The sequence below is a fragment of the Pseudomonas sp. NFPP12 genome (assembly GCF_900103205.1).
Lineage (GTDB): Bacteria > Pseudomonadota > Gammaproteobacteria > Pseudomonadales > Pseudomonadaceae > Aquipseudomonas > Aquipseudomonas protegens.
The window spans coordinates 341,596-366,881 of the sequence record NZ_FMWW01000004.1; the positions used below are offsets into that span (position 1 = coordinate 341,596).

The 25,286-nt window shown below is 62.5% G+C and carries 20 protein-coding genes and 7 tRNA genes; 9 read left to right on the forward strand and 18 right to left on the reverse strand.

What is annotated here, in order from left to right; translation table 11 throughout:
- Positions 1 to 15: 15 nt before the first annotated feature.
- The 3 genes from BLS75_RS18660 to leuC form a co-directional block, all read right to left on the reverse strand.
- Entirely contained in the window at positions 16 to 780 is a 765-nt protein-coding gene (locus BLS75_RS18660; protein WP_072451534.1) for a class I SAM-dependent methyltransferase, read from the reverse strand.
- Positions 781 to 874: 94 nt separating this feature from the next.
- Complete coding sequence (gene leuD / locus BLS75_RS18665; RefSeq protein WP_011060376.1) at positions 875 to 1,519, reverse strand: 3-isopropylmalate dehydratase small subunit; 645 nt, start codon at positions 1,517 to 1,519, stop codon at positions 875 to 877.
- Positions 1,520 to 1,529: 10 nt separating this feature from the next.
- On the reverse strand, positions 1,530 to 2,948 hold the full coding sequence (gene leuC / locus BLS75_RS18670; RefSeq protein ID WP_072451535.1) for a 3-isopropylmalate dehydratase large subunit: 1,419 nt from the start codon (positions 2,946 to 2,948) through the stop codon (positions 1,530 to 1,532).
- Between the two features lie 153 nt (positions 2,949 to 3,101).
- Here leuC and BLS75_RS18675 point away from each other — a divergent pair, with 153 nt between their 5' ends.
- Entirely contained in the window at positions 3,102 to 3,992 is an 891-nt protein-coding gene (locus BLS75_RS18675; RefSeq protein ID WP_011060374.1) for a LysR family transcriptional regulator, read from the forward strand.
- Between the two features lie 83 nt (positions 3,993 to 4,075).
- Complete coding sequence (locus tag BLS75_RS18680; RefSeq protein WP_072451536.1) at positions 4,076 to 7,354, forward strand: EAL domain-containing protein; 3,279 nt, start codon at positions 4,076 to 4,078, stop codon at positions 7,352 to 7,354.
- Positions 7,355 to 7,402: 48 nt separating this feature from the next.
- Here BLS75_RS18680 and BLS75_RS18685 read toward each other — a convergent pair whose 3' ends face one another.
- The 12 genes from BLS75_RS18685 to gltX all read right to left on the reverse strand — a co-directional run bounded on the left by BLS75_RS18685 (position 7,403) and on the right by gltX (position 13,688).
- Positions 7,403 to 7,849, reverse strand: a complete 447-nt coding sequence (locus tag BLS75_RS18685; RefSeq protein WP_072451537.1) for an Hsp20 family protein — start codon at positions 7,847 to 7,849, stop codon at positions 7,403 to 7,405.
- A gap of 114 nt (positions 7,850 to 7,963) precedes the next feature.
- Positions 7,964 to 8,923, reverse strand: a complete 960-nt coding sequence (locus BLS75_RS18690; RefSeq protein ID WP_072451538.1) for a tRNA dihydrouridine synthase — start codon at positions 8,921 to 8,923, stop codon at positions 7,964 to 7,966.
- 144 nt (positions 8,924 to 9,067) lie between these two features.
- Positions 9,068 to 9,502: an acyl-CoA thioesterase gene (locus BLS75_RS18695; protein WP_011060370.1), complete on the reverse strand. Its 435-nt coding sequence runs from the start codon at positions 9,500 to 9,502 to the stop codon at positions 9,068 to 9,070.
- 47 nt (positions 9,503 to 9,549) lie between these two features.
- Positions 9,550 to 10,383: an alpha/beta fold hydrolase gene (locus BLS75_RS18700; RefSeq protein WP_015634891.1), complete on the reverse strand. Its 834-nt coding sequence runs from the start codon at positions 10,381 to 10,383 to the stop codon at positions 9,550 to 9,552.
- A 26-nt stretch (positions 10,384 to 10,409) separates the two neighbouring features.
- Positions 10,410 to 10,949, reverse strand: coding sequence for a TetR/AcrR family transcriptional regulator (locus BLS75_RS18705; protein WP_011060368.1), 540 nt, complete (start codon positions 10,947 to 10,949; stop codon positions 10,410 to 10,412).
- A gap of 182 nt (positions 10,950 to 11,131) precedes the next feature.
- A tRNA-Glu gene (locus tag BLS75_RS18710) sits at positions 11,132 to 11,207 on the reverse strand.
- A gap of 78 nt (positions 11,208 to 11,285) precedes the next feature.
- Positions 11,286 to 11,361 (reverse strand) — tRNA-Ala (locus BLS75_RS18715).
- Between the two features lie 52 nt (positions 11,362 to 11,413).
- Positions 11,414 to 11,489: transfer RNA gene (locus tag BLS75_RS18720), tRNA-Glu, on the reverse strand.
- A gap of 79 nt (positions 11,490 to 11,568) precedes the next feature.
- Positions 11,569 to 11,644, reverse strand: a tRNA-Ala gene (locus tag BLS75_RS18725).
- A gap of 52 nt (positions 11,645 to 11,696) precedes the next feature.
- Positions 11,697 to 11,772, reverse strand: a tRNA-Glu gene (locus BLS75_RS18730).
- Between the two features lie 79 nt (positions 11,773 to 11,851).
- Positions 11,852 to 11,927, reverse strand: a tRNA-Ala gene (locus BLS75_RS18735).
- A gap of 279 nt (positions 11,928 to 12,206) precedes the next feature.
- Positions 12,207 to 13,688, reverse strand: coding sequence for a glutamate--tRNA ligase (gene gltX / locus BLS75_RS18740; RefSeq protein WP_072451539.1), 1,482 nt, complete (start codon positions 13,686 to 13,688; stop codon positions 12,207 to 12,209).
- A gap of 232 nt (positions 13,689 to 13,920) precedes the next feature.
- On the opposite strand from gltX, the gene BLS75_RS18745 reads away from it, so the two are divergent.
- A complete protein-coding gene (locus BLS75_RS18745; RefSeq protein ID WP_072451540.1) occupies positions 13,921 to 14,967 on the forward strand; it encodes an HlyD family secretion protein in 1,047 nt (348 codons plus the stop codon).
- Between the two features lie 49 nt (positions 14,968 to 15,016).
- Positions 15,017 to 16,507 (forward strand): MDR family MFS transporter, encoded by a 1,491-nt coding sequence (locus BLS75_RS18750; protein WP_169893377.1) that lies wholly within the window; start codon positions 15,017 to 15,019, stop codon positions 16,505 to 16,507.
- Between the two features lie 112 nt (positions 16,508 to 16,619).
- Here BLS75_RS18750 and uvrB read toward each other — a convergent pair whose 3' ends face one another.
- On the reverse strand, positions 16,620 to 18,635 hold the full coding sequence (uvrB, locus tag BLS75_RS18755) for an excinuclease ABC subunit UvrB (protein ID WP_011060364.1): 2,016 nt from the start codon (positions 18,633 to 18,635) through the stop codon (positions 16,620 to 16,622).
- A gap of 337 nt (positions 18,636 to 18,972) precedes the next feature.
- Between uvrB and BLS75_RS18760 the strand changes: the two genes are divergently transcribed.
- Together BLS75_RS18760 and BLS75_RS18765 are read left to right on the forward strand one after the other, a co-directional pair.
- The gene (locus BLS75_RS18760) at positions 18,973 to 20,169 is read left to right on the forward strand and encodes an amino acid aminotransferase (protein ID WP_011060363.1); all 1,197 of its coding nucleotides are present in this window, start codon (positions 18,973 to 18,975) and stop codon (positions 20,167 to 20,169) included.
- Positions 20,170 to 20,300: 131 nt separating this feature from the next.
- Positions 20,301 to 20,498, forward strand: coding sequence for a hypothetical protein (locus BLS75_RS18765; RefSeq protein WP_011060362.1), 198 nt, complete (start codon positions 20,301 to 20,303; stop codon positions 20,496 to 20,498).
- A 6-nt stretch (positions 20,499 to 20,504) separates the two neighbouring features.
- On the opposite strand, the gene BLS75_RS18770 is transcribed toward BLS75_RS18765, so the two are convergent.
- Positions 20,505 to 20,738 (reverse strand): hypothetical protein, encoded by a 234-nt coding sequence (locus BLS75_RS18770; protein WP_011060361.1) that lies wholly within the window; start codon positions 20,736 to 20,738, stop codon positions 20,505 to 20,507.
- Between the two features lie 270 nt (positions 20,739 to 21,008).
- On the opposite strand from BLS75_RS18770, the gene BLS75_RS18780 reads away from it, so the two are divergent.
- The 3 genes from BLS75_RS18780 (at position 21,009) to BLS75_RS18790 (ending at position 23,447) form a co-directional block, all read left to right on the forward strand.
- Positions 21,009 to 21,084: transfer RNA gene (locus tag BLS75_RS18780), tRNA-Asn, on the forward strand.
- Positions 21,085 to 21,608: 524 nt separating this feature from the next.
- Positions 21,609 to 22,766, forward strand: coding sequence for an MFS transporter (locus BLS75_RS18785; RefSeq protein WP_072451723.1), 1,158 nt, complete (start codon positions 21,609 to 21,611; stop codon positions 22,764 to 22,766).
- Between the two features lie 93 nt (positions 22,767 to 22,859).
- On the forward strand, positions 22,860 to 23,447 hold the full coding sequence (locus BLS75_RS18790) for an SH3 domain-containing protein (RefSeq protein ID WP_041752088.1): 588 nt from the start codon (positions 22,860 to 22,862) through the stop codon (positions 23,445 to 23,447).
- A gap of 63 nt (positions 23,448 to 23,510) precedes the next feature.
- On the opposite strand, the gene BLS75_RS18795 is transcribed toward BLS75_RS18790, so the two are convergent.
- Positions 23,511 to 25,052: a nucleobase:cation symporter-2 family protein gene (locus BLS75_RS18795; protein ID WP_072451543.1), complete on the reverse strand. Its 1,542-nt coding sequence runs from the start codon at positions 25,050 to 25,052 to the stop codon at positions 23,511 to 23,513.
- Between the last annotated feature and the right edge of the window lie 234 nt (positions 25,053 to 25,286).

Here is a 25,286-nt window from a genome sequence, read left to right on the forward strand (position 1 = left end):
GCACCCGGAAAAAGTCTATCGCTCGGCCCACAGCACCAGTACATCTGTACTGAACGAACCATCGGCGGCAATCTCAAAATATTCACGCACTTCGTTACCCATTGCCTGCTGCAACTGGCGGATCGCCACCCGCAACGGCTCGGGAGTGCGCATGCGCTCGACCCAGGAGCTGTACTCCAGGCGCAAGCGCTGGCGGCTGGTACTGCGGGTGTGCAGGCCGGCCTCGCTGACCTGGCGCAGCCATTCACCCGCCGAATAATCGCGCACATGGCTGGTATCGCGCAGCACTTCGACGCTTTGCAGGTAAGTGTCCAGCAGCGGACTGCCCGGCGACAAGACATCGATGAACGCCGCCACGCCGCCCGGCTTCAGGACCCGGCGCACTTCCCGCAGGGCTAGGCCCAGATCGCTCCAATGGTGGGCCGAGTAACGGCTGAAGACGAAGTCGAACTCGCCATCGGCGAACGGCAGGCGCTCGGCGGCGCCCAGTACGGTGCGGATGTTACCCAGCCCGCGCTCCTGCGCCGCCCCTGCCACCACATCCAGCATCTGCTGGGAGAGGTCGTAGGCCACCACTTCCCTGACCTGCGGCGCGACATGAAAGCTGACGTGGCCGGCACCGCAACCCAGGTCCAGGAGCCGGGCTGCGCCCTTGCCTGCCACCTCGGCCTGCAGCAAGGCGAATTCGGCACCCTGAGCGTGCACGGTGCTGCTCAGGTAAGCCGAAGCCTGCTCGCCAAATTGCTTCTGTACTACCTGGCTGTGGGCGTTGCTGGTCATGGGGCGATCCTTTTGGGCAAGGGAAACGGCGTTCGCTGGCAAGCCAGCTCCTACAACGCCATCCGTAGGGGCCGGCTTGCCGTCGATCAGGCAATCAGGCGTCGCGGAACAGCCAGGGCTGGCTGGCGCGATGCTTGGCCTCGAAGGCGGCGATGGCGTCGCCGTCCTGCAGGGTCAGGCCGATGTCGTCCAGACCGTTGAGCAGGCAATGCTTGCGGAAGGCATCGATCTCGAACTTCAGCACCTTGCCGTCGGGGCGGGTCACGGTCTGCGCTTGGAGGTCGATGCGCAATTGGTAGCCCGGAGTAGCCTCGACCTGCTGGAACAGCTCGTCGACTTCAGCGTCGCTCAGGATGATCGGCAACAAGCCGTTCTTGAAGCTGTTGTTGAAGAAGATGTCGGCGTAGCTGGGCGCGATGATGCTGCGAAAACCGTACTCCTCCAGGGCCCACGGCGCGTGCTCGCGGCTGGAACCGCAACCGAAGTTCTCCCGGGCCAGCAACACGCTGGCACCCTGGTAACGCTCGGCGTTGAGCACGAAATCCTTGTTCAACGGGCGCTTGGAGTTGTCCTGGTAGGGCTGGCCCACGTCCAGGTAGCGCCATTCGTCGAACAGGTTGGGGCCAAAGCCGGTGCGCTTGATCGACTTGAGAAACTGCTTGGGGATGATCTGGTCGGTGTCGACGTTGGCACGATCCAGAGGCGCGACCAAACCATTGTGCTGAGTGAAAGCTTTCATGCTGCGCTCCTTAGATCAATTCACGGACGTCGACGAAACGACCGCTGACAGCGGCGGCGGCGGCCATGGCCGGGCTGACCAGGTGGGTACGCCCACCGGCACCCTGGCGCCCTTCGAAGTTGCGGTTCGAGGTCGAGGCGCAATGCTCGCCGGACTCCAGGCGGTCCGGGTTCATCGCCAGGCACATCGAGCAGCCCGGCTCACGCCATTCGAAACCGGCTTCGAGGAAGATCTTGTCCAGGCCTTCCGATTCGGCCTGCGCCTTGACCAGGCCCGAGCCCGGCACCACGATCGCCTGCTTGATGGTGGAAGCCACTTTGCGGCCCTTGGCGATGACCGCGGCGGCGCGCAAGTCTTCGATCCGCGAGTTGGTGCAGGAGCCGATGAAGACGCGGTCCAACTGAATGTCGGTGATCGCCTGGTTGGCGCTCAAGCCCATGTACTTCAAGGCGCGGACGATGGAATCGCGCTTGACCAGATCCATTTCCTTGGCCGGGTCCGGTACGTTCTGATCCACCGCCAGGACCATTTCCGGGGACGTACCCCAGCTGACCTGCGGCTTGATCTGTGCGGCATCGAGCTCGACCACGGTATCGAACTCGGCGTCGGCATCGGACACCAGGTCCTTCCAGGCCTCGACGGCCAAGTCCCATTCGGCGCCCTTGGGGGCGAACGGACGTCCCTTGACGTATGCCACGGTCTTTTCGTCCGCCGCCACCAGGCCGACACGGGCACCGGCTTCGATGGACATGTTGCAGATGGTCATGCGGCCTTCGACGGACAGCTCGCGAATCGCGCTACCGGCGAACTCGATGGCATGGCCGTTACCGCCGGCGGTGCCGATCTTGCCGATCACGGCCAGGACGATGTCCTTGGCGGTCACGCCGAAAGGCAAGGTGCCTTCCACGCGCACCAGCATGTTCTTCATTTTCTTGGCCACCAGGCACTGGGTGGCAAGGACGTGCTCTACCTCGGAGGTGCCGATGCCATGGGCCAGGGCGCCGAAAGCACCGTGGGTCGAGGTGTGGGAGTCACCACAGACCACGGTCATGCCCGGCAAGGTGGCGCCCTGCTCCGGGCCGATCACGTGGACGATGCCCTGGCGCACGTCGTTCATCTTGAATTCGACAATGCCGTATTCATCGCAGTTGTCGTCGAGGGTCTGCACCTGGAGGCGGGAAACCTGGTCGGCGATCGCTTCTATCCCGCCCTTGCGCTCCGGCGTGGTCGGTACGTTGTGGTCCGGGGTGGCGATGTTGGCATCGATGCGCCATGGCTTGCGCCCGGCCAGACGCAGGCCTTCGAAGGCTTGCGGCGAGGTCACTTCGTGGATGATGTGACGATCGATATAGATCAGCGCCGAACCATCGTCGCGCTGCTTGACCAAATGCGAATCCCAGAGCTTGTCGTAGAGCGTCTTGCCGGCCATCGGACCATTCCTCATCAGCTTGTTTCTATGCCCCGGGCTCCGATCGTGCGCCGATCAATAACCCTTTGGCTTGTGAGGCCGATCCTATGGCGTTAGATTAAATAACTCAAATTCATATTTTTCATGCTTTGGATAACCAACTGGAATGCAACTATGGACCTGGCCAACCTCAACGCCTTTATAGCCATCGCCGAGACCGGCAGCTTTTCCGGCGCCGGCGAACGCCTGCACCTGACCCAGCCAGCCATCAGCAAACGCATCGCCGGCCTGGAGCAGCAACTCAACGTGCGGCTGTTCGACCGCCTGGGGCGGGAGATCGGCCTGACCGAGGCCGGGCGTGCCCTGCTACCCCGGGCCTACCAGATCATCAATGTGCTGGATGACACCCGCCGCGCCCTGACCAACCTCACCGGCGAAGTCAGTGGGCGCCTGACCCTGGCCACCAGCCATCACATTGGTCTGCACCGCCTGCCGCCATTGCTGCGGGCCTTCACCCGGCGCTACCCGCAAGTGGCCCTGGACATCCAGTTCCTCGACTCCGAAGTGGCCTACGAGGAAATCCTCCATGGCCGCGCCGAACTGGCAGTGATCACCCTGGCCCCCGAGCCCCACTCCCTGGTCAAGGCCACTGCGGTCTGGGACGACCCGCTGGACTTCGTCGCCGCGCCGGAACACCCGCTGGTCAGCAGCGGCCAGGTGAGCCTGGCGGATATTGCCCTGCATCCCGCGGTTTTCCCCGGCGGCAATACCTTTACCCACCATATTGTCCAACGCCTGTTTGAAGCCCAGGGCCTGACGCCGAACATCGCCATGAGTACTAACTATCTGGAAACTATAAAGATGATGGTGTCCATCGGCCTGGCCTGGAGCGTGCTGCCACGCACCATGCTCGACGACCAGGTGGCGCGCATTCCTTTACCGGGCATACAGCTGCACCGCCAGCTAGGCTATATCCTGCATACCGAACGGACACTTTCGAACGCTGCGCGGGCTTTCATGGCCTTACTGGATGCACAAGTCGATTGGCCAGGGAACCCGGCATAACACTCCGGGTATCGCCCGTGCCACGCTGCAGCGCCATGAGTATCCCGCACCCGACGAATGACTCAGCTCAAGGCCTGACCTCCATGCCCAAACCCGCTGACCGTATTCCGCCCTTGCCGCGTATCCATGCTGTCGACCCCCGGGAGTCGGAGCAAAGCTGGGAAAGCGCACCGCAGTTGCTCGCCGCCCTAAATGGTGCGCGCCTGGGGGCCTGGTATTGGGATATTGAAAGCGGGCAGATCAGCTGGTCCCGGGGCACCCAGGCGCTGTTCGGCTTCGATCCGCGCCAGCCCTTGCCGGAAAACCTCGAATACCTCGACCTGCTGCCCATCGAGGACCGGGCCAGGACGATTCGCGCCTTTCATTCAGTGCTGGCCGGCGCGCCGCTGGAACACGCCATGCACCACCGCATTCGCTGGCCCGATGGCAGCCTGCACTGGCTGGAGATCAACGGCAGCGTGTTACCGGACAAGCACGGCAAGCCGCGAATGATCGGGGTAATCCGCGAGATCACCCACCAACGCCAACGCGAAGAAGCCCTCAGCAGTTCGGAAAAGCGCTTTGCCACGCTGTTTCACCTGTGCCCCAACACCGTGCTGCTGACCCGCCTGGAAGATGGCCTGATCAGCGAGGCCAACCAGTACTTCGAAAGCCAGTTCGGCTGGCCCGCCGAGCACGTGATCGGCCGCACCACCCTGGAGATCGGCCTCTGGGTCAACCCCGAACAGCGCCCCCAGCTGATCAAGGCGGTCCAGAAGAAGGGCCAGGCCGCCAGCCTCGAAGTGCAATTTCGCGCCAGCAACGGGCAGGTCCATGACGGCATCCTCAGTGCCCAGAAGGTTGAACTGGAGGGCAAGGCCTACCTGCTCAGCACTTTTCTCGACACCAGCGAGCGCAAACGATCCGAACAGGCGCTCAAGGATAGCCAGGAACGCCTGGACCTAGCCCTGGATTCGGCGCAACTGGGCACCTGGGACTGGCACATTCCCAGCGGCATGCTCTACGGCTCGGCCCGCGCCGCGCAATTGCACGGCCTGGAACCCATCCCTTTCCATGAATCCTTCGACGCCTTCTTCGAAGGCGTACCCACCGAAGAGCGCAACTCCATGCGCGATGCTTACCGCAGCCTGCGCGAAGGGCCGGCGGGCAACTATCAACTGACCTACCGGGTGCAACTGGAGGACGGCAGCTCGCGCTACCTGGAAAGCCGCGCCCGCCTCTACCGCGACGAACAGGGCAGCCCGCTGCGCATGGCCGGCACTCTGCTGGACATCACCGAGCAGGTGGAACGGGAACAGCGCCTGATCACCTCCGAAGAGAAATTCGCCAGCCTGTTCCAGGTCAGCCCCGACCCAATCTGCGTGACCTTGCTGGAAACCGGTCAGTTCATCGAGATCAACTCCAGCTTCACCCAGACCTTCGGCTGGACCCTGGACGAAGTGCTCAACCGCAGCGCCGAACAGATCGGCCTTTGGGAAGACGCCGCGCCGCGCCTGCGGCGCATCGAGCAGGTGATTCGTGAACAGGCGCTGAATAATGTGGCAGTGGTGGTCCACCACAAGAACGGCCAGCCGCTGACCTGCATCATTTCCAGCCGCCTGATCACCGTGGACAAGCAGCCCTGCATCGTCACCAACCTGCGGGACATCACCCAGCAGCAGCGCTCGGAGGCGGCCCTCAAGGCCAGCGAAGAGAAGTTCGCCAAGGCCTTTCACTCCAGCCCCGATGCCATCAGCATCACCGAGCGCGACACGGGCCGCTATCTGGAAGTCAACGATGGTTTCTGCCGCCTGACCGGCCACCGCAACGACGAGGTGATCGGCCGCACCATGTACCAAATCGGCATCTGGGCCGAAGAAGCGCAACTCTCCACCTTGCTGGCGGAGCTCCAGATCAAGGGCCGGGTGCACCACCTGGAAATGCTCGGGCGCAACAAGCGCGGGGACATCCTCACTCTGGAAGTCTCGGTGGAGCCCATCACCCTCAACGAAACGCCCTGCCTGCTAATGACCGCCCGGGACGTCAGCCTGCTGAAGAACGCCCAGGCGCAGATCCGCCACCTGGCTTACCACGACCCCCTGACCAACCTGCCCAACCGCGCCCTGCTGATGGACCGCCTGAGCCAGCAGATTGCCCTGCTCAAGCGTCATAACCTGCGCGGCGCCCTACTGTTTCTCGACCTCGATCACTTCAAGCACATCAACGATTCCCTGGGCCACCCGGTGGGCGACACCGTGTTGAAAATCATCACCGCCCGGCTCGAAGCCAGCGTGCGCATGGAAGACACCGTGGCACGCCTGGGCGGCGATGAGTTCGTGGTCCTGCTGAGTGGCCTTGAGGGCACGCGCAACGAAGTCAGCGAACAGGTCCGCCAGCTGGCCGACACCCTGCGCGAATTGCTGTCCGAACCGATGTTCCTCGATGGTCAGCGCCTGCAGGTCACCCCGAGCATCGGTGTGGCACTGATTCCCGACCACGGCTCGACCCCCACCGACCTGCTCAAGCGCGCCGACATCGCCCTTTATCGGGCCAAGGATTCAGGGCGCAACACCACCCAGATGTTCCACAACACCATGCAAAAAGCCGCCAGCGAACGCCTGCGCATGGAAACCGACCTGCGCCTGGCCCTGTCCCGGGGCGAATTCAGCGTGCACTTCCAGCCCCAGGTGGACGCCCGCGACAACCGCATCGTCGGCGCCGAAGCCTTGGTGCGCTGGCAACACCCGGAGTTGGGCGCACAGTCGCCGACCGAGTTCATCAAGGTGCTGGAGGACAGCGGCCTGATCCTCGAGGTGGGCACCTGGATTCTCGACGAGGCCTGCCTGGCCTTCAGCCAGTTGATCGATCAGAAACTGGTGGATCCCCAGCACTTCAGCCTGTGCGTCAACATCAGCCCGCGGCAGTTCCGCCAGACCGACTTTGTCGAGCGGGTCGAACACAGCCTGCACGCCTACGCACTGCCCTCGAGCCTGCTGAAGCTGGAGATCACCGAAGGCATCGTGATCCAGAACCTGGAAGACACCATCAACAAGATGCGCCGGCTGAAGAAACTCGGAGTGAGCTTTGCCATGGACGATTTCGGCACCGGCTACTCGTCCCTGACCTACCTCAAGCGCTTGCCGGTGGACACCTTGAAGATCGACCAGTCCTTCGTCCGCGATGCGACCCACGACCCCAACGATGCGGAAATCATCCGGGCCATTGTCGCCATGGCCCGCAGCCTGAACCTCAAGGTCATCGCCGAAGGCGTGGAAACCCCGCAGCAGCTCGAGTTCCTCCAGGGCCTGGAGTGCCACCTGTACCAGGGTTTCCTCCATAGCAGGCCGTTGCCGCTGAGCGAATTCAAGAAGCTGCTGGAATGACAGGCACGAAAAAGGGCGCCACCAGGGCGCCCTTTTATTGCAACGGTCTTAGTGTTGCAGAGCCGCTTGCTGCGCACCGTTGATCGGGATGCGCTTGGCTTTGGCCTCTTCCGGCACGACCCGCAGCAGGTCGATATTCAACAGACCGTTGCTCAGGGCCGCGGCCTTGACCTCGATATGGTCGGCCAGGCGGAAGGACAGCTTGAATGCACGCTGGGCAATGCCCTGGTGCAGGTAAGTGACGCTTTCATTGGCATCGCGCTTGCCACCGCTCACGGTCAACACGCCTTTTTCCACTTGCAGTTCCAGGTCTTCTTCCTGGAAACCGGCGGCGGCAACGACGATGCGGTATTGATCGTCAGCGTGTTTCTCAACGTTGTAGGGTGGGTAGCTGCTGCCTGGTTCGTTGCGCAGTGCCGACTCGAACAGATCATTGAAACGGTCGAAGCCGACAGAGGAACGGAACAGTGGAGCCAAGGAAAATGCAGTACTCATGGGTGTTTCTCCTGATTATTCAGCGAGTGGTTATCTCCGCGACCCGAATTCGGCATCGCGTACCCAAGAGATAGGGATGGGCTCCAGCGTTTCAAGACATGCCTTAAAAAATTTTTACGCTGCCTCGCTTCGGGGCATGCCCAACAGGCGCCCGACCTGATCCAGCTCGGTTTCCCGGCGCAGGGCGGTGAACAGCTCGACCGCTTCCGGGTAGTTGCGGGTCAGCATCGCCAGCCATTGCTTCAGGCGCCCCGGCGCCGAACGCGGGGTCAGTTGCACCACTACCTGCGCCCAGAAATCCTGGAGCATCGGCTGCAGGTCGGCCCAGGACATTGCCACCACTTCTTCACCGGCCCGAGCTGCGGCGATCTGCCGGGCCAAATCGGGACGCGAGACCAGCCCGCGACCCAGCATGATGTCCTCGACGCCGCTGATTTCCCGGCAACGGCGCCAGTCCTCGACGCTCCAGATATCCCCGTTGGCGAACACCGGCACCTTGACCACTTCCTGCACCCGCGGGATCCACTCCCAATGGGCCGGCGGCTTGTAGCCGTCGACCTTGGTCCGCGCATGCACCACGATATGTTCGGCGCCACCCTCGGCCAGCGCTGTGGCACAGACCAGCGAGCCATCCGGGCTGTCGAAGCCCAGGCGCATTTTCGCCGTGACCGGAATGTGCGCCGGCACCGCACGCCGCACATGCTCGACGATCTGGTTCAGCAGCTCGGGCTCCTTGAGCAGCACCGCCCCGCCCCGGGACTTGTTGACGGTCTTGGCCGGGCAACCGAAGTTCAGGTCGATGACCTCACTGCCCAGCTCACAGGCCAGGGCCGCGTTCTCTGCCAGGCACACCGGGTCCGAACCCAGCAACTGCACTCGCAGCGGCACGCCGGCCGCGGTGTGCGCACCGTGCAGCAGTTCGGGGGCGAGCTTGTGGAAGTAGGCAGGCGTCAACAGGCGGTCATTGACGCGGATGAACTCGGTGACACACCAGTCGATCCCGCCAACACGAGTCAGTACATCCCGCAGGATGTTGTCGACCAACCCCTCCATGGGCGCCAGGGCAATTTGCATGAAACACACTCGACAAGAAAACGGGCAAAAAAACGTCCGCCAGTTTACTGGGTTTCGACCTTCAGCAGGAGTTTTACAGGGGCAAGCCAGCCGTTGCAGGCGCCTTCGCTGGCAAGCCGGCGCCTGCACGGGCACAGGGAGGTGTCAGGCGCCCTGCAGGGCCGGGCCGTAACCGTCCAGGAACTCGGCGGGCATGCGCTTGGGCTTGCCGGTGGACAGCTCGATGCAGACAAAGGTGGTCTGGGCCCGCAACAGGGTCGTACCGTCGCTCGGGCGCATCAGCTGGAAACGCCGGGTCATCTTCAGGCGCTGGTCCCAATCGACGATCCAGGTGGCCAGTTGCAGCTCATCGCCTTCATAGGCCGCCGCCAGGTAATCGATCTCGTGCCGCACCACGGCCATCGCCCGGTCCAGGCGCCGGTATTCGGCCAGGTCCAGCCCCAGGCGTTGCGAATGTCGCCAGGCGCAACGCTCCAGCCAGGTAACGTAGACCGCATTGTTGGCGTGCCCGAGGCCATCGATATCCTCGGCGGCCACCTGCAGATCGATGACGAATGGCGTTGCCAGATCCCAACTCATGCCCGACTCCCGGTCAGTTTTTTTGACCGGGGCAGTGTAACGGATGCTCAGGCCGATTGGCGCGCTTGCAGATGCCGTCCACTGACCAGCGCCACCACCGCATCCACCACTCGGGAGTCGGCCAATATCCGCTGGTGGCCACCTTCACTCAAGCGCAGGAGACGGCTGTCGAACCAGGCCTGGTGGATCAGCTCCGATTCCTTGACCGGAACGAAGAGGTCATCTTCGGCGTGAATGATCAGGCCGGGCATATCCAACTGATACTGGGCCACGTCCATGGCGGCGGCGCGCATTCCGACCTTCTTCTCCACCTGGCGGATAAAGGCGGAACGCGCCCTGGGCGGCAACCGCATGTAGCTGGCAAAACCGCGCAACACGGCCAGGATACGTGCCGGCGCGGCGATACTGACCAGGGTTTCGGTGCGCAGGCCCAATTGCACCGCGAGCATGGCGCTGGCACCGCCCATGGAGTGGCCGATCACCGCGCGCAGGGGCGGCAATTCGGCTGCTGCCTCCAGCATCGCCCGGGCAAACAGTGCCACGTTTGCCTCATCGCCCGGGGAACGACCATGGGCCGGGCCATCCAGCGCCACGGCGGTATAACCGGCGGCCACCAGGGCCTCGATCAGGCTGGCAAACTGCGTGGGCCGCCCTTCCCAGCCGTGCATCAGCAATACCGTCGGCCCCTGGCCCCAACGCAAGGCTGAAAGCCCGAAACGCAAGGTCAGGCGCTCGGCGCGCGCCAGCAGGGGCAACTCCCACTTTCGTGGCGGCAGCTCGCGAGGGGTCATGAACAAATGACGCATCCGATTCGCCGCCCATTGCGGCGCCACCCACCCCAGAGTGCCATTGACTCCACGAATCCAGCTCAATCTGCTCATCACCTACCTCGCCGTTGCACTTCAGGTCATAGCACCGCCGACTTGGCGGCACGCAGCAAACGATCGGACAACTCGCCGGGCCCCAACGCCCGCGCCAGGGACAGGCCGCCAACCATCAGCGCCATGTCGGCCAAGGCCTTGTCGGTATCTTCGGGGCTGGCAGCCAGTTGCGCGACCATCAGCTCCATGTGTTCGTTCAAGGCCTTGCGAAAGCTCTCGGGCAAGCGCCCCAGTTCGCCGACCGAGGCTGGAATCGGGCACGCCTGCTCGGTGGAGTCGCGGTGTTTGCGCGACAGATAGAACGCCGCTGCCAACGCCCGGCGCTCCTCGCCGCTGAGGCTTGCATCCATTTCATCGAGCAGGCCGCGTCGATGGGAAAGCAGCTGAGTGAAAGCTTCCAGCATCAGCGCATCCTTGCTCTCAAAGTGCGCATAGAAGCCGCCTACAGTCAGGCCGGCAGCCCCCATCACCTCACCCACACTCGGTTCGGCCGGGCCGCGCTGGATCAGTGCAGAACTGGCGGCCTGGAGAATACGTTCGCGGGTTTGAGCTTTTTTGTCGTTCATCGTTACCTCCGAATATTACGGAAAAAATATTATTCTCATAATAATTTTCCGCAAGTCGCCAGCGTGACCGTCGGTCAGAAGCGCAGGCTGAGGAAGAAAGAGAAATTGGCCGAAGGCCAGAAAAACAAAAGGGTCATTCAATGATTGAATGACCCTTAAAAATCCCGCAGAGCGGGTAAACGTGGCGTCCCCTAGGGGACTCGAACCCCTGTTACCGCCGTGAAAGGGCGGTGTCCTAGGCCACTAGACGAAGGGGACACAAACCCTTCTAACAGCTGATCAGTGCTGAGTACTGATCGATTCAAGGCCGGTGTGGCCAAGCCTTGAACTGTAAATTGGTGGAGCTAGACGGGATCGAACCGTCGACCTCTTGCATGCCATGCAAGCGCTCTCCCAGCTGAGCTATAGCCCCGGATTTTCGCCTCGCGGCGCAGCGACATCTTGCAACATCGCTTGTGTGAAACTGGCGTCCCCTAGGGGACTCGAACCCCTGTTACCGCCGTGAAAGGGCGGTGTCCTAGGCCACTAGACGAAGGGGACGCAAACCCTTCTGTACAACTGACCGGTGCTGAGTACCGATCGATCCAAGGCCGGTGTGGCCAGGCCTTGAACTGTAAATTGGTGGAGCTAGACGGGATCGAACCGTCGACCTCTTGCATGCCATGCAAGCGCTCTCCCAGCTGAGCTATAGCCCCGGATTTTCGCCTCGCGGCGCAGCGACATCTTGCAACATCGCTTGTGTGAAACTGGCGTCCCCTAGGGGACTCGAACCCCTGTTACCGCCGTGAAAGGGCGGTGTCCTAGGCCACTAGACGAAGGGGACGCAAACCCTTCTTACAACTGACCGGTGCTGAGTACCGATCGATTCAAGGCCGGTGTGGCCAGGCCTTGAACTGCAAATTTGGTGGAGCTAGACGGGATCGAACCGTCGACCTCTTGCATGCCATGCAAGCGCTCTCCCAGCTGAGCTATAGCCCCTCATCGCTGAGGACGGGGCGAATCTTAAGGGGCGATCGGAAGGCTGTCAATTTTTTTTCCGTTTTTTGAAAAAAAATTTGCCGGGATAACAATCACTTACCGCCCCGCCCGGAAAACCCGGGGTTTTGCGGCCCTCTGCGCCTGCGGCGAGTCGCACAAAACACTCGCCGCAAGCCTCAAAGAACTACCAGAGGCCGCAATCAACCCGCCTGGCGCTTGAGTTTCAAGCGTAGTCGAAAAGCTCCCCGCCCCTGTCGGCTGCCCTTCGGCAAAAACGCCTCAGGCGATGGCGCCGAGGAGTTTTTCCCATTCCTTGTTTTCTTTCTTCGACACACCACCCAGCAGATCGATGGCCTGGCGCAGACGGAAACGGGTCAGGTCCGGACCGAGGATTTCCATGGCATCGAGCACCGACACCGAACTGGCCTGGCCAGTAATGGCGGCAAACATCAGCGGCATGGCATCGCGCAGTTTCAGCTCCAGAGACTCAACCACCGCCTGAATGGTCGCGGTGATGCTGTCTTTCTCCCACTGACGCAGGCTTTCGAGCTTCCACAGGATCAATTGCATCAGCTGACGCACCTGATCGCCGGACAGCTTCTTGGACTCGAACAGCTTGGCATCCGGGTTCACGCCACCGGCGAAGAAGAAGCCGGCCAGCGGTGCGATCTGGCTGAAGGTCTCGACCCGGCCCTGTACGTGCGGCGCGATCTTCATCATGTAATCGGAGTTCAGCGCCCAGGTCTGCACTCGGCTGGCGAACTCCTGCACCGGCAGGTCACGCAGCCACTGGCCGTTGAGCCAGGACAGCTTCTCGATATCGAAGATCGGCCCCCCCAGGGACACCCGCGACAGGTCGAAATTGTCGACCATTTCCTGCAGCGAGAACTTCTCGCGCTCGTCCGGCATCGACCAGCCCATGCGGCCCAGGTAGTTGAGCATGGCTTCCGGCATGAAGCCCATGCGCTCGTAGAAGGTTACCGAGGTGGGGTTCTTGCGCTTGGACAGCTTGCTCTTGTCCGGGTTGCGCAGCAACGGCATGTAGCACAGCTGCGGCTGCTCCCAGCCGAAGTACTCGTAGAGCAGGATCAGCTTGGGCGCCGACGGCAGCCATTCTTCACCGCGCAGCACGTGGGTGATGCCCATCAGGTGGTCGTCGACCACGTTGGCCAGGAAGTAGGTCGGCAGGCCGTCGGTCTTCATCAACACTTGCATGTCCATGCGATCCCACGGGATCTCGACATCGCCGCGCAGCATGTCCGGCACCACGCAGACGCCTTCGGTAGGCACTTTCATGCGGATCACGTGAGGCTCGCCGGCCGCCAGGCGCCGGGCCACTTCTTCCTTGGACAGCAGCAGGGCCCGGCCGTCATAGCGCGGGGTTTCGCCGCGGGCCATCTGTTCGGCACGCATCTGGTCCAGTTCTTCGGCGGTGCAGAAGCACGGGAAGGCGTGGCCCAGGTCCACCAGTTGCTGAGCGTACTTCTGGTAGATGTCGCCACGCTCGCTCTGGCGATACGGGCCGTGAGGGCCGCCAACGTCCGGGCCTTCGCTCCAGTTGATGCCCAACCAGCGCAAGGCGTCGAAAATCTGCTGCTCGGACTCCCGGGTCGAACGCAACTGATCGGTGTCTTCGATACGCAGGATGAACTCACCGCCATGCTGCTTGGCAAAGCAATAGTTGAACAAAGCGATGTAGGCGGTACCTACGTGGGGATCCCCGGTAGGCGATGGCGCGATGCGCGTGCGGACGGTGGTCATGGCATGTCTCGAAAGGAAAGAAAAACGAGGAATAAAACAGGGGGCGAATGGTAACAGGCGACGGCAGCCCCGCTCCAGTGAGGAGGGCATTTAAGCCAAGGTTGCGACTCCAGGCCGCTGCCAGCCTGTTGAAGGGCCAATAATCAGCCCATGGCATTTACCGCCCAGTGGCTATATGCCAGATTCGCCCGCTGATAGATCTCCTTACACTTTTATTGAATACAGCCAGCCCATGCCAGCCCAACTCAAGCGTCGCCTGTTTGTCTTTCTGTCCCTGGTCCTGTTGATTGCCCTGGGTTTTCTTGCCCACTGGTGGTTCCACGGGCGCTTTTACGAGACCACGGACAACGCCTACGTGCAGGGCGAGATCACCCGGGTCTCCAGCCAACTGAGCGCGCGAATCGAAGAAGTGCTGGTGCAGGACAACCAGCATGTGGAACAGGGCCAGTTGCTGGTACGCCTGGAAGGGCAGGACTTCCAACTGGCGGTGGACCGCGCCCAGGCCGCCCTGGATACCCGCGAGGCCGAACGCCTGCAGGCCCAGAGCAAGCTGACCCAGCAAGCCAGCCTGATTGCCGCGGGCCAGGCCCAGGTGGCTTCGAGCCAGGCCAGCCTGGGCCGCTCGCAGATCGACCTGTCTCGGGCCCAGACCCTGCGCAAGCCCGGTTACGTCTCCGAGGAACGGGTCACTACCCTTTCCGCCGACAACCATATCGCCCGCTCCCAGGTGGCCAAGGCCGAAGCCGACTTGCAGGGCCAGCGCCAGCAAGTCAATGCCCTGAACGCCGAGATCAAGCGCCTCGATGCACAGATCGCCAACGCCCGGGCCGACCTGGCGCAAGCACGACTGAACCTGACCCGTAGCGAGATCCACGCCCCCATCAGCGGCCTCATCGGCCAGCGCGCCGCACGCAATGGCCAGGTGGTGCAGGCCGGCGCCTATCTGCTGTCGATCGTTCCGGACCAGGACATCTGGATACAGGCCAACTTCAAGGAAACCCAGATTGGCCACATGCAGCCCGGGCAAAAGGCCGAGCTGACCTTCGACGCCTACGGCGATACACCGATCCAGGCCCGGGTCGACAGCCTGTTCGCCGCCTCCGGCGCGCAATTCAGCCTGCTGCCGCCAGACAATGCCACCGGCAACTTCACCAAGGTGGTACAGCGCATTCCGGTGAAACTGACCTTCCCTGTCGACAATCCCCTGCGGGGCAAGATCCGCCCCGGCATGTCGGTAACCGTAAAGGTCAACGTCAAAGACCCCGTCGATGGCCGGTGATCAACTGCTGCGTCCGGTGGGCGAACCCTCCCGGCGCGACTGGATCGCGGTGATGAGTGCCATGCTCGGCGCCTTCATGGCGGTGCTCGACATCCAGATCACCAACTCCTCGCTCAAGGACATCCAGGGCGCGCTGTCCGCTACCCTGGAGGAAGGCTCGTGGATCTCCACTTCCTACCTGGTGGCGGAGATCATCATGATCCCCCTCACCGCCTGGCTGGTGCAGCTGCTCTCGGCCCGGCGCCTGGCGGTCTGGGTCTCGGTGGGCTTTCTTATTGCCTCCCTGCTCTGCTCCATGGCCTGGAGCCTGGAAAGCATGATCGTGTTCCGCGCCTTGCAGGGCTTTACCGGTGGCGCCCTGATCCCCCTGGCGTTCACCCTGACCCTGATCAAGCTCCCCGAGCATCACCGGGCCAAGGGCATGGCCATGTTCGCCATGACCGCCACTTTCGCCCCCTCCATCGGCCCGACCCTGGGCGGCTGGCTCACGGAAAACTGGGGTTGGGAGTACATCTTCTATATCAACGTGCCGCCGGGCCTGCTGATGATCGCGGGCCTGCTGTATGGCCTGGAAAAGAAGGAAGCTCACTGGGAACTGCTGAAAAGCACCGACTACGCCGGCATTCTCACCCTCGGCCTGGGCCTGGGTTGCCTGCAGGTATTTCTTGAGGAAGGCCACCGCAAGGACTGGCTGGAATCGAGCCTGATCGTCACCCTGGGCAGCATCGCCCTGATCAGCCTGGTCACCTTCGTCATCGTCCAGGTCTCCAGGCCCAACCCGCTGATCAACCTGGGCATCCTGCGCAATCGCAACTTCGGCCTGTCGAGTATCTCCAGCCTGGGCATGGGCGTTGGCCTGTACGGTTCGATCTACCTGCTGCCGCTGTACCTGGCGCAGATCCAGAACTACAACGCGCTGCAGATCGGCGAAGTGATCATGTGGATGGGGGTGCCGCAGTTGTTCCTGATTCCCCTGGTGCCCAAGCTGATGCAGTTCATTTCACCGAAATGGCTGTGCACCCTGGGCTTTGGCCTGTTCGGCCTGGCGAGTTTTTCGTCGGGGGTGCTCAACCCGGACTTTGCCGGGCCGCAGTTCAACCAGATCCAGATCATTCGCGCCCTGGGCCAGCCGCTGATCATGGTCACCATCTCGCTGATCGCCACGGCTTATATACAGCCCCAGGACGCGGGATCGGCCTCCAGCCTGTTCAACATCCTGCGCAACCTCGGTGGCGCCATCGGCATTGCCCTGCTGGCGACCTTGCTGGATGCCCGAACCAAGACCTATTTCGACTACCTGCGCGAAGCCGTTGTGCCCAGCAATCCCCAGGTGGCGGAACGCCTGGCAACTCTCACCGAGAAGTTCGGCAGCGAGACCGCAGCCCTGGGCAAGCTCAGCGAAATCACCCACCAGCAGGCACAGATCATGGCCTACAACGACGCCTTCCATTTCGTCGGCATTGCCCTGGGCATCAGCATGCTGGCGATCCTGCTGACCAAGGCCCTGCCCAAGGGCCTCAAGGCCGGCGAAGCCCACTGACCCACGAATTGCCTGTAGGAGCTGGCTTGCCAGCGAATAGACTCCCAACCCTTGCACAGGATTTGAGGGCCTCTTCGCCGGCAAGCCGGCTCCTACGAGGGATCGAGCGTCGTTAGACGGTGAGCAAGCGCTCGCGCAGCTTGGTGATTTCGTCGCGCATCTGCGCCGCAGCTTCGAACTCCAGGTCGCGGGCCAGTTGGTACATCTTCTCTTCGAGCTGGCGAATGCGCTTGGTAATCTCGCTGGGCGAGCGCAGTTCGTTTTCGTAGCGGGCGTTTTCCTCCGCGGCCTTGGCCATGCCCTTGCGCTTCTTGCTGCGCGAACCGGGCACGGTGGCGCCTTCCATGATGTCGGCAACGTCCTTGACCACACCCTTGGGGGTGATGCCATTGGCCAGGTTGAAGGCGATCTGCTTGTCACGACGGCGCTCGGTCTCGCCAATCGCACGCTCCATGGAGCCGGTGATGCGGTCGGCATAGAGAATCGCCCGGCCATTGAGGTTACGCGCGGCCCGGCCGATGGTCTGGATCAGCGAACGCTCGGAACGCAGGAAGCCTTCCTTGTCGGCATCGAGGATCGCCACCAGGGACACTTCCGGCATGTCCAGGCCCTCACGCAGCAGGTTGATCCCCACCAGCACATCGAAAGTGCCCAGGCGCAGGTCGCGGATGATCTCCACCCGCTCCACGGTGTCGATGTCCGAGTGCAGGTAGCGCACACGCACGCCATGGTCGGCCAGGTAATCGGTAAGGTCCTCGGCCATGCGCTTGGTCAGGGTGGTCACCAGTACCCGCTCTTCCACGGCCACGCGCTTGGTGATTTCCGACAGCAGGTCGTCCACCTGGGTCAGGGCCGGGCGCACTTCCACTTGCGGGTCCACCAGCCCGGTGGGGCGCACCACCTGCTCCACCACGCGGCCGGCGTGCTCGGCCTCATAGTTGCCCGGAGTGGCGGAAACGAAGATGGTCTGCGGGCTCACCCCTTCCCACTCGTCAAAACGCATTGGCCGGTTATCCAGAGCCGATGGCAGGCGGAAGCCGTACTCAACCAGGGTTTCCTTGCGCGAGCGGTCGCCCTTATACATGGCGCCGACCTGGGGCACGCTGACGTGGGATTCGTCGATCACCAGCAAGGCATCCGCCGGCAGGTAGTCGTACAAGGTAGGTGGCGCCGCGCCAGCGGGACGCCCCGAGAGGTAGCGCGAGTAGTTCTCGATGCCGTTGCAGTAGCCCAGTTCGAGGATCATCTCCAGGTCGAAACGGGTGCGCTGCTCCAGGCGCTGGGCTTCCACCAGCTTGTTGTTGGAGCGCAGGTATTCCAGGCGCTCCTGCAACTCCACCTTGATCCCTTCGATGGCGTCCAGCAGGGTTTCCCGCGGGGTCACGTAGTGGCTCTTGGGGTAGAAGGTGAAGCGCGGCAGTTTGCGGATCACTTCACCGGTCAAGGGGTCGAAGGCGCTGATGCTTTCCACTTCGTCATCGAACAGCTCGATGCGGATCGCTTCCAGGTCCGACTCCGCCGGATAGATGTCGATCACATCGCCACGCACGCGGAAGGTGGCGCGGGCGAAATCCATGTCGTTGCGGGTGTACTGCAAGTCCGCCAGGCGGCGCAGCAGGGCGCGCTGATCGAGTTTGTCCCCGCGATCCACGTGCAGGACCATCTTCAGGTAGGTTTCCGGGCTGCCCAGGCCATAGATGCACGACACCGTGGTGACGATGATGGCGTCCTTGCGCTCCAGCAGCGCCTTGGTCGCGGACAGGCGCATCTGCTCGATATGGTCGTTGATCGAGGCGTCCTTCTCGATAAAGGTGTCGGAGGACGGCACATAGGCTTCGGGCTGGTAGTAGTCGTAGTAGGAAACGAAGTACTCCACCGCGTTGTTCGGGAAGAAGGCCTTGAACTCACCATACAGCTGCGCCGCCAGGGTCTTGTTCGGCGCCAGCACCAGGGTCGGGCGCTGCACCTGGGCGATCACGTTGGCGATGCTGAAGGTCTTGCCCGAACCGGTCACACCGAGCAGGGTCTGGTGGGCCAGCCCGGCCTCGATGCCTTCGACCATCAGGCGAATGGCTTCCGGCTGGTCGCCGGCGGGCTGGAAGCGGGTGACTAGCTGGAATTCAGACATAACGTACCTCTGGGATCATTCGTGCGCGGCAATACCGTACAGGAACAGGAAAGACCGCGTACGACCCATGTCGCCGAGGAAAAAAACCGGAATATCCTTGATGTGGAGCCGATTACCACAGCTTTCAAGGCACAGGTCCTACACCCGCTGACACCCTGGTTATTGCAATAAGACTAACGGTCGAAAAATAAAGCGAAAAACTTGGCGCAAAAGGTCAATAGCCTGTCGCCCCACGCGATGATGGCCTCTATACTAGCTCCCCGTTTGTGCACCGCTCTAGTGCATTCGGCTGGAGCGCGACACGTCCCTCCACACTCCATTCAGAGCCGCCGTAAAAATGAGCCTGTTCTCCGCTGTCGAAATGGCACCACGCGATCCTATCCTGGGCCTCAACGAAGCATTCAACACCGATACCCGCACCGATAAGGTCAACCTCGGGGTGGGCGTGTACTGCAACGAGGAGGGACGCATTCCGCTCCTGCGCGCCGTTGTCGAAGCCGAGACGATTCGCGCCGCCCAACATGCTTCCCGTGGCTACCTGCCGATCGACGGCATTGCCGCCTACGACCAGGCGGTACAGAAGCTGCTGTTCGGCAACGACTCGCCACTGCTGGCCGCTGGCCGCGTGGTCACCACCCAGGCCGTTGGCGGCACTGGCGCCCTGAAGATCGGTGCCGACTTCCTCAAGCAGTTGCTGCCCAACGCCGTGGTCGCCATCAGCGACCCGAGCTGGGAAAACCACCGCGCCCTGTTTGAGACCGCCGGCTTCCCGGTGCAGAACTACCGCTACTACGACGCTGCCACCCACGACGTGAACCGTGCTGGTCTGCTGGAAGACCTGAACGCCCTGCCGGCCCAGTCGATCGTGGTACTGCACGCCTGCTGCCACAACCCGACCGGTGTCGACCTGAGCCCACAGGACTGGAAAGACGTCCTGGAGGTGGTCAAGGCGAAAAACCTCGTGCCCTTCCTCGACATGGCCTACCAGGGCTTTGGCGACGGCATCGACGAAGACGCCGCGGCGGTGCGCCTGTTCGCCGAGTCGGGCCTGACCTTCTTCGTATCCAGCTCGTTCTCCAAGTCATTCTCGCTGTACGGCGAGCGCGTTGGCGCCCTGTCCATCGTCAGCAGCTCCAAGGAAGAAAGCGCCCGCGTGCTGTCCCAGGTCAAGCGCGTGATCCGCACCAACTACTCCAACCCGCCGACCCACGGTGCAACCATCGTCGCCGCCGTGCTGAACAGCCCGGAACTGCGCGCCCAGTGGGAGCAGGAACTGGCGCAAATGCGCCTGCGAATTCGCGGCATGCGCACCCAGATGGTCGACTTGCTGGCCAAAGGCGCCCCTGAGCACGACTTCAGCTTCGTCGGTCGCCAGCGCGGCATGTTCTCCTACTCCGGCCTGACCGTTGAGCAAGTGACCCGCCTGCGCAACGAATTCGGCATCTACGCCCTGGACACCGGCCGCATCTGCGTCGCCGCGCTGAACCAGAACAACATCCATGTCGTGACCCAGGCCATCCTGCAAGTGATCTGATTCACGACAGCGGTAACGAAAAAGGGGAAGCCGGCAGGCTTCCCCTTTTTCGTTGGCGACACGTCGTTGCCCTGCCCGCCCCCACAGCCTCTAGACTGTGAGCCTATGCCCCCTTGCTGAGCGAGATCCCGATGAAAAACGATGACCTGCGGGCCGACCGCGACGAACTGGAGCATTACCTGCCCCGCTCGCAGAAACGCGAAAAGAGCCTGGTGCTGCAAATTGCCCTGGGCGTATTTCTTGGCGGGCTGGCCCTGTGGCTGGTGCAACTGGCCGCCACCTCGCTGATGGCCAAGCTGATGCTCGGCACCCTGACCTTCGGCGGCTGAACCGCCCTACCCCTGCAATTGAGCCAGGCGCTGGCTGGCGGCATCGTCGAATGCCACGTACAGCGCCTCGGCCACCTGGCTCTTGATGGCCTTGGCACTCTCCAGCCCCAGGACAAAACCTTCGGCCTTGCCGCCGGCACGGTTCAAATCCATCGCCGATCCGGCCTGGGTGATGGCGTCCAGCAACTTGCCGGCCTGGGGGCCGACCCCTTTGGGCAGGCTGATCTGCTCGATGCTCATGACAGCACCTCGCAGCACAGCGCGAAACAGATAGAAGGATGCTGGGATAAATCGAAGCGGATCATAAAGGCGTACCTATGCGGCTGAAGGCCGGCAGCGCGTGAAACCACTTCCGGGGCGCCATGGTAGCCCCTATCGGATGCGTCAGAGACCTGAAGACCGATAAATCCCGCAAAGTCCTGCCAGCCTTTCATTCAGATCCTCGTCGCCCTGAAAAAAATTTCCTCGACTTGTTGACTTCCCTTTCTGAATCAGTAAGATACGGCGCATTCCGCGATAGCTCAGTTGGTAGAGCAAGTGACTGTTAATCACTGGGTCCCTGGTTCGAGTCCAGGTCGTGGAGCCATCTTCCTACACTGATTTGCCTTAATCCTCATGTGAGCGCCCTGCTCCTGCGGCAAATCAGCTCAAGCAGTATCCCCCTTGCAAATGATTGATCCGCCTGTCATCCCGACATGCGGATAGACGCTTCATGCACGCCTGGAATCCTCCTTCGCCAACCCGGTTGCATTGCCGCAAAGGCCTGACGTAGGCTGTGCGCCTCTTTATCCAAGCAGTCAGACCCCGTGATGTTCCTGCCCGCACAGTCACCGTGCCCTTCCCCCTCGATGAGCCCTTCGGCAACCCTGGCTGTTGCCCAACTTGACTGTGCGATCAACCGTCGACGCCGTAGCGTATTGTTTGCCTTCACCTTCTCCCCGCACCCGGGCCCACGCTGATCGCGATTGAATCCGGCGCCACCTCGCTAGCCCCTCTGCTTCCACCAGGGCATCTGCCCGGCAATCGCCCGCACGTCGGCCTGCGATGTCCTGCAGCGCCCGCAATAACTGTCTTTTTTGGCGCCTGACGCTTCAGGCGCAGGTCTTGATCATGAACAAAGCCTTGTTAGCCGCCCTGATCCTGGGCATCTCCATTGTCGGCCTGAGCATCGGCTCCACGGTGCCGATCCTTGCCCTGCGCCTGTATCAGGCCGGGGCCTCGAACAACCAGATCGGCATCATGTCGGCGCTGCCCGCCGCAGGCATGATGCTCTCGGCCTTCCTGGTCAATGCCCTGAGCCAGCGCCTGACCCGGCGCCAGATCTACCTGCTGTGTTTCAGCCTGTGCGCCTTGAGCGTGGCCGCCCTGGAATTACCCGGGGTCAGCCTCTACAGCCTGGGCCTGGCGCGGGTCGCCATGGGCCTGGGGGCGGGGCTGATCATCATTCTCGGGGAAACCTGGGTCAATGAAATGGCCGAAGACGCCACCCGCGGACGCCTGGTAGCGGTCTACACCACCTGCTTCACCTTCTTCCAGCTCCTGGGCCCGGGCCTGGTATCGCTATTGGGCACCGAGGGGCCCGCCGTGCTGGGCATCGTCAGCGTTGGTTATGCGGTGGCGATCGCAGTGGTCTGGCTGATCCTGCCCCTGGAAGACCAGCAGCCGCTGCATGCCGAAAGTCGCACCTTTTCGGTACTGGGCTTTATCCGCATCGCGCCGGCGCTGTGCGTGGGCATCCTGTTCTTCGCGTTTTTCGACAGCGTGGTGCTGTCGCTGTTTCCGGTGTACGCCGCCACCCATGGCTACAGCATCAAGCTCGCGGCCTTGATGGTGACCATCATTCTGTTGGGCGACACCGCGTTCCAGTTCCCCCTCGGCTGGCTTTCGGACAAGCTCGGGCGCCCCGGGATCTACCTGGGCTGCGGCATCATTGCCCTGCTGATCGGCCTTGCCCTGCCACTGCTGATGCAAACGTCCACCCTGCTCTGGCCGAGCCTGGTCATCCTCGGCGCCGTGGCTGGCGGCATCTATACCCTGGCTATCGTGCTGATCGGCCAGTCCTTCAGCGGCGCCGACCTGGTGACTGCCAACGCCAGCGCCGGGCTGCTCTGGGGCATCGGCAGCCTGCTGGGCCCCTTGCTCAGCGGCGCGGCCATGAGCGGCGGCAGCTATGGGCTGCCCCTGACCCTGGCGGCGGCCGCCGCAGTGGTGGTGGTCTTCGCCCTGTCCCTGGTACGCCAGGGGCAACTCAGCAAGGCTGCCGACTGAAATACCGCGGATGCGGCCCGTGATCATTCACAGGCCGCATCTTTGTCATTACCATCGCGCGATCCGCACTCCCACCTCATGGATCCCCTCGCGATGGACCGACTCCTGCGCCTCCTGCCCCTGTACGGCCTGCTTTCCCTGTTGCCCCTGCCAGCCCTGGCCGAAGCCCCGGTGGACTGCGCCACCCTCAGCGACAACGTCTCCCTGGAAGCCGGCGAATATCGCCCGCCCCTCGAAGCCAAGGTGATAGGCCAGGGGCGGCTGCACTTTCACAGCGGGCCGAATGCCACCTGCCTGAACAAGAAGCTCTACGTGATTCCCGGTGATGGCCTGACGGTGTACGCCTCCAGTGGAGACGGCTGGGCCCAGGTCATGTACATCGCCAAGGACGGCGAGGACTACACCGGCTGGGTCGAGGAAAAACGCCTGTTGCTGGGCAAGCACTATGGCGCAAGCGGCGCCGAGCTTCCCGATGAGGTGGCTGCATTCATCCAGCGCCACGAAGCCTGCGAGCACTTTGCCGGCGAGGAGGCCTACGACGAGGAACGCCGGGTCTTCCTGGAGAAAGCCGTGAATGAGGTCTGCACAGGCCATGATCAGCAGCTCGCCAGCTTGCGCCAGCAGTACCAGGACAACCCCGACGCCCTGCAGGCCCTGAAGCCGCTGGACAACCTGGAATAACCGACTGCAAAAAAAACGGCGCCCTGAGGGCGCCGGTTTTTTTCATGGCCGCGGTACTCGACTTCAGTGAGTGGCCTCGACACTGCCGCGCGCATGTCTCGGCTGCGAACCATCGCCGGCCTGGTTCGGTGAGTGGCCCGGCTCCTCTCCTACCAGAGGCACTTCATTGCCCTCGGCATCGTGCAGCTTGCCGCCGCTGAAGTAGTCACCCTCACGCAGTACGGCAACGTCCTGGAAGCGCAGGCTGCGCTCAGTGCCGGCGACGAACACCGACTGCTGGTCGGAGTTGCCCGCGGTGAAGTGGTTGAACGCCAGGTTCAAGAGGATCGCCATGATCGCCGAGGAGCTGATGCCCGAGTGGAAGATGGTGGCGAACCAGCTGGGGAAATGATCATAGAAGCTCGGCGCGGCAATCGGGATCATGCCGAAGCCGATGGAGGTGGCAACGATGATCAGGTTCATGTTGTTGCGGTAGTCGACCCGGGACAGGGTCCGGATGCCACTGGCCGCCACGGTGCCGAACAGCACGATACCGGCGCCGCCCAGCACCGAAGTCGGCACCGCGGCAATCACCCGCCCCATGAACGGCAGCAGGCCGAGGATCACCAGGAACAGCCCGCCGGTGGCCACCACGAAGCGGCTCTTGATGCCGGTGACCGCCACCAGCCCGACGTTCTGGGCGAAGGCACTCTGGGTGAAGGAACCGAAGATCGGCGCAATCATGCTCGACAGCATGTCGGCGCGCAGGCCGTTGCCCAGGCGCTTGGAGTCGACCTTGGTGTGGATGATTTCACCCACGGCGAGGATGTCCGCCGAGGTTTCCACCAGCGTCACCATGACCACGATGCACATCGACAGGATCGCCGCGACATGAAAGGTCGGCATGCCGAAGTGGAATGGCGTGGGCAGGCCGAACATCGGCCCTTGGGTGACCCCGGAGAAGTCCGCCATGCCCAGGAACAGCGCGATCACCGTACCGATGATCATGGCCAGGAGAATCGACAGACGGGAAATCGCCGCGCTGCCGATCTTGCTCAACAGCAGCACCAGCACCAGGGTCACCGCCGCCAGGCCGATGTTCGACATGCTGCCGAAGTCCGGGGCCCGGCTGTTGCCACCCATGGCCCAGCGCGCCGCCACCGGCATCAGCGTCAGGCCGATGGTGGTGATGACGATGCCAGTGACCAGCGGTGGAAAGAATTTGGTGATCCGCGAGAATACCGGTGTGATCAGCAGGCCGATCAGCGAGGCGACGATCACCGCACCGAGAATCGACTGGAAACCGCCCTCGCCGCCGCTGGTAACAATCGCCACCATGGTCGACACGCCCGCGAAGGACACCCCTTGCACCAACGGCAGCTTGCAGCCGAAAAACGGCACGCCAAGGGTCTGCAACAAGGTTGCCAGCCCTCCTGCGAACAGCGAAGCGGCGATCAGCAAGCCGATCTCCGAAGGCGACAGGCCAGCCGCCTGGCCGACGATCAGTGGCACGGCAACGATGCCGCCATACATGGTCAGCACGTGTTGCAGGCCATAAGCCATGTTTGCGCCAACACCCAAATTTTCGTCTTCGGGCCGCTGTTGTGAAACCTGGGGGGTATTCATGGTGTGGGGTTCCCTGTTTTTGTTATGGGCACACTGTATGCAACATCCAAGACAACTGTCCATAGGATTGTATACAGTTTTCCATTCTGGTTTGCCCCACCCATCAACCCGGGCTATTGCGCGCAAGGCACTCGGATATTGACTCCGTGCCGGCCTGTAAAGGCGGCCCAGAGCCCTCGTTGAAACCAACCCAGGGCCGATCCGCCGCTCTTCAACCGAAGGTTTGAGGGCTGC

Coding starts and splice junctions, on each gene's coding strand:
- BLS75_RS18705 (WP_011060368.1), bottom strand. CDS start 10,949: ATGAACGACAAAAAAGCTCAAACCCGCGAACGTATTCTCCAGGCCGCC.
- leuD (WP_011060376.1), bottom strand. CDS start 1,519: ATGAAAGCTTTCACTCAGCACAATGGTTTGGTCGCGCCTCTGGATCGT.
- BLS75_RS18660 (WP_072451534.1), bottom strand. CDS start 780: ATGACCAGCAACGCCCACAGCCAGGTAGTACAGAAGCAATTTGGCGAG.
- BLS75_RS18685 (WP_072451537.1), bottom strand. CDS start 7,849: ATGAGTACTGCATTTTCCTTGGCTCCACTGTTCCGTTCCTCTGTCGGC.
- BLS75_RS18795 (WP_072451543.1), bottom strand. CDS start 25,052: ATGAATACCCCCCAGGTTTCACAACAGCGGCCCGAAGACGAAAATTTG.
- BLS75_RS18770 (WP_011060361.1), bottom strand. CDS start 20,738: ATGAGCATCGAGCAGATCAGCCTGCCCAAAGGGGTCGGCCCCCAGGCC.
- gltX (WP_072451539.1), bottom strand. CDS start 13,688: ATGACCACCGTCCGCACGCGCATCGCGCCATCGCCTACCGGGGATCCC.
- BLS75_RS18760 (WP_011060363.1), top strand. CDS start 18,973: ATGAGCCTGTTCTCCGCTGTCGAAATGGCACCACGCGATCCTATCCTG.
- BLS75_RS18675 (WP_011060374.1), top strand. CDS start 3,102: ATGGACCTGGCCAACCTCAACGCCTTTATAGCCATCGCCGAGACCGGC.
- BLS75_RS18700 (WP_015634891.1), bottom strand. CDS start 10,383: ATGAGCAGATTGAGCTGGATTCGTGGAGTCAATGGCACTCTGGGGTGG.
- BLS75_RS18695 (WP_011060370.1), bottom strand. CDS start 9,502: ATGAGTTGGGATCTGGCAACGCCATTCGTCATCGATCTGCAGGTGGCC.
- BLS75_RS18745 (WP_072451540.1), top strand. CDS start 13,921: ATGCCAGCCCAACTCAAGCGTCGCCTGTTTGTCTTTCTGTCCCTGGTC.
- leuC (WP_072451535.1), bottom strand. CDS start 2,948: ATGGCCGGCAAGACGCTCTACGACAAGCTCTGGGATTCGCATTTGGTC.
- BLS75_RS18785 (WP_072451723.1), top strand. CDS start 21,609: ATGAACAAAGCCTTGTTAGCCGCCCTGATCCTGGGCATCTCCATTGTC.
- BLS75_RS18765 (WP_011060362.1), top strand. CDS start 20,301: ATGAAAAACGATGACCTGCGGGCCGACCGCGACGAACTGGAGCATTAC.
- BLS75_RS18680 (WP_072451536.1), top strand. CDS start 4,076: ATGCCCAAACCCGCTGACCGTATTCCGCCCTTGCCGCGTATCCATGCT.
- uvrB (WP_011060364.1), bottom strand. CDS start 18,635: ATGTCTGAATTCCAGCTAGTCACCCGCTTCCAGCCCGCCGGCGACCAG.
- BLS75_RS18690 (WP_072451538.1), bottom strand. CDS start 8,923: ATGCAAATTGCCCTGGCGCCCATGGAGGGGTTGGTCGACAACATCCTG.
- BLS75_RS18790 (WP_041752088.1), top strand. CDS start 22,860: ATGGACCGACTCCTGCGCCTCCTGCCCCTGTACGGCCTGCTTTCCCTG.